This is a genomic window from Ideonella azotifigens (assembly GCF_006519715.1).
Lineage (GTDB): Bacteria > Pseudomonadota > Gammaproteobacteria > Burkholderiales > Burkholderiaceae_C > Ideonella > Ideonella azotifigens.
Map to the genome: position 1 here is coordinate 1 of NZ_VIDT01000643.1, position 3,156 is coordinate 3,156.

3 protein-coding genes are annotated in these 3,156 nt (G+C 68.4%); 1 reads left to right on the forward strand and 2 read right to left on the reverse strand.

The window, feature by feature from the left end; translation table 11 throughout:
- The coding region (locus FKP22_RS25555; protein WP_141290566.1) for an ATP-binding protein at positions 1–1,045 on the forward strand (1,045 nt) is incomplete at its 5' end.
- A 4-nt stretch (positions 1,046–1,049) separates the two neighbouring features.
- Here FKP22_RS25555 and FKP22_RS25560 read toward each other — a convergent pair.
- Together FKP22_RS25560 and rodA are read right to left on the reverse strand one after the other, a co-directional pair.
- Positions 1,050–1,865, reverse strand: coding sequence for a transporter (locus FKP22_RS25560; protein WP_231010444.1), 816 nt, complete (start codon positions 1,863–1,865; stop codon positions 1,050–1,052).
- Between the two features lie 81 nt (positions 1,866–1,946).
- Entirely contained in the window at positions 1,947–3,101 is a 1,155-nt protein-coding gene (rodA, locus tag FKP22_RS25565; RefSeq protein ID WP_141290568.1) for a rod shape-determining protein RodA, read from the reverse strand.
- Positions 3,102–3,156 lie beyond the last annotated feature (55 nt).

The window sequence follows — 3,156 nt, forward strand, 5'->3', positions numbered from 1 at the left end:
GGTGGACGGCAACGCTTCGCAGCCGTGGCCGGTCGCGCTGGTGCAGGTGGCCGAGACGCTGGACAAGCGCTCGCGCCTGGCCACCGAGATCATCAAGGGCGTGATCCTGCCGCAGTTCGTGATCCTGCCGCTGGCGGTGCTGCTGGTGTGGTTTGCGCTGGCGCGTGGCATTGCGCCGCTGAACCAGTTGCAGCAGCGCATCCGCCAGCGCGAGAGCCACGACCTGAGCCCGATCGAGGAACACGACGCGCCTGAGGAAGTGGCGCCGCTGGTGCGCTCGATCAATGACCTGCTGGCCCGGCTGGACCAGAGCATGGGCGCGCAGAAGCACTTCCTGGCCGACGCTGCGCACCAGCTGAAGACGCCGCTGGCGGGGCTGCGCACCCAGGCCGAGCTGGCCCAGCGCGAGATCGATGCGGGTGGCGACGTGCGTTCGGTGCGCCGCTCGCTGCAGCAGATCTCGCTGTCCAGCCAGCGTGCGGCCCACATGGTCAACCAGCTGCTGGCGATGGCGCGCGCCGAGGACCACGAACAGGCCCAGCGGCGCCAGGTGTTCGGCCTGGTGCGGCTGGCCATCGACACGGTGCAGGACTTCGTGCCGCGGGCCATGGAAAAGCGCATCGACCTGGGCTACGAGGGCCCGGATGCCAGCGAGCGGGTGGCGAAGCTGCTGGGCCAGCCGCTGCTGGTGCGCGAGCTGGTGCGCAACCTGGTCGACAACGCACTGCAGTACACCCCCGAGGGCGGCACGGTCACGGTGCGGGTGTTCGCCGACCCGTTTGGCCAGGTCATGGTGCTGCAGGTGGAGGACAACGGCCCGGGCATTGCGCCGGCCGAGCGCGAGCTGGTCTTCCAGCCGTTCTACCGCGGCCTGGGCACCAACGTGGATGGCAGCGGCCTGGGCCTGGCCATCGTCAAGGAAATCGCCGACAAGCATGGCGCCACGGTGAGCATCGAATACGCCCGCCAGACGCCGCAGCACGAAGGCCTGGGCACCTTGATCACCTGCCGCTTCCCGATCGCGCCAGCCGTGCCGGCGGCGTAGCAGTTCAGAAGCGGATGGAGACGCCGGCGCCCCACTGGAAATCGGCGGTTTCGCGAGTCAGGCCGCGCGAGGCGGCGAGGTCCAGCTGCAGCGAATCGGTCACCAGGTAGCTGGCGCCGAAGTCAAGGCTGACGACCTTGCCGCCGTTGTGCTTGGCGGCGAGTTGCTGGCCGGCGATTTCGACGAAGCTGTGCCAGGCCGGCCCCCAGCCCTTGCCCAAGGTGACGGCGAAGATGCCGGCGGCAAAGCGCTTGCCGTCCTCGGTCTTGTCGGCGACCAAGCCCGGCATCACGCCGACCGAGAAGTCGTGCGGCAAATCCCATTCGGCGACAAAGCGCAGCGAAGGGCGCACGCCCTGGCCGCGGAAGTCGCGGCTGCCCGAAGCCAGGTCGGCGTGCAGCAGCCAGGCCATGCCCGGTGCGCCAGTCTCTTCGTCGCCCTCCTGCATGCGCCACTTCAGGCCCAGCGAGGTGTCGGCAAAGCCGTGGGTGGTGGTGGTGTCGGCGGTCGTGTCCTGCGTGCGGCTGTGCATCGCGCCGTCGGTCTCGATTCGCAGTTCCAGCGCGTCACTGACGCCCAGGCGCAGCAGCGTCGGCGTGCTGCGGGTGCGGGTCTTCAGGCCGCTGCCGTCCTGGCGCTCGCTGCTGAAGCCAGTTTCGATCTGGAAGCGGCCGCGGCCGACCACGTCGCTGGATTCGACGAAGTCCGGCCGGTCGGTGACGATCTCGTCGCCAGCAAAGGCCGAAGGCAGCGCGCAGGCCGCCAGCAGCGTCAGCATGGCAAGCTGGGGGAAACGGAACAGGGGCAGGGCAGCAGCCATGGGATTTCCTCGCGAGGAAGCCCCGCACCCCTGGCATTTCGGCGCGTTGGCGCCGGAACTGAAGCGGCTCGCCCGAAGGCCTCAGCTTTGCATCAGCCGCCGGCTGCGGGCGATGGACATCAGCATGCCCATGGCCAAGCCCAGTGTGACCATCGCGGTGCCGCCGTAGCTGATGAAGGGCAGCGGAATGCCCACGACGGGCAGGATGCCGCTGACCATGCCCATGTTGACCATCGCGTAGGTGAAGAAGCTCATCGTCAGCGCACCGCCCAGCAGCCGCGTGAAGGCGGTGGGCGCCTGCGCGGCGATCACCAGGCCGCGCGCCAGCACGAAGGTGAAGCAGGCGATCAGGCCCAGCGTGCCCATCAGGCCGAATTCTTCTGCATAGGCGGCGAACACGAAGTCGGTGGTGCGCTCGGGAATGAACTCCAGATGGGTCTGCGTGCCCTTCATGAAGCCCTTGCCGGTCGGGCCGCCGGAGCCGATGGCGATCATGCCCTGGATGATGTGGAAGCCCTTGCCCAGCGGGTCGGTGGTCGGGTCCAGCAGGGTGCAGACGCGGTGCTTCTGGTAGTCCCGCATGGCAGGCCACTTCACGTCGTCTTGGCAGATGCGGTCACCCGACATCACCAGCGCTGCGACGGCGATGGCGCCTGCCAGCAGCACCGGCAGGATCAGCTTCCAGGACAGGCCGGCGAAATAGATCACGTACAGGCCGCCGGACAGGATCAGGATGGCGGTGCCCAGGTCCGGCTGCTTGACGACCAGGCCCACCGGCACCAGCAGCAACAGCCCGGCGACGACGAAGTCCAGCGTGCGCAGCTGGCCCTCGCGCTTCTGGAACCACCAGGCCAGCATCAGCGGCATCGCCAGCTTCAGCAACTCGCTGGGCTGGATCACGATGCCCACGTTCAGCCAGCGTGTCGCGCCCTTCTTGGTCACGCCGAACAACGCGGTGGCGATCAGCAGTGCCACGCCAACGGTGTACAGCGGCACGGCGACGCGCATCAGCTTTTGCGGCGGCACCTGGGCCACGGCAAACAGGATGAACAGCGCCAACAGCATGTTGCGGCCGTGGTCGACGAAACGGGTGCCGTGGTCGTAGCCGGCCGAGTACATGGTCACCAGGCCGATGCCGCCCAGCAGCCCCAGCCCCAGCAGCAGCGGCAGGTCGAAGCCGTAGAAGACCGGCAGCACGCGGCGCCACAGCGGTGGACGTTCCAGCACAACGCTCACTGGTGTATCCCTTCGCGCTGACGCGCTGCGATTTCGCCCTTGGGGCGGCCCTGCG

What these genes read in the sequence shown, in the direction of transcription:
- FKP22_RS25560 (WP_231010444.1), bottom strand. Translation starts at nt 1,865, where the DNA reads ATGGCTGCTGCCCTGCCCCTGTTCCGTTTCCCCCAGCTTGCCATGCTG.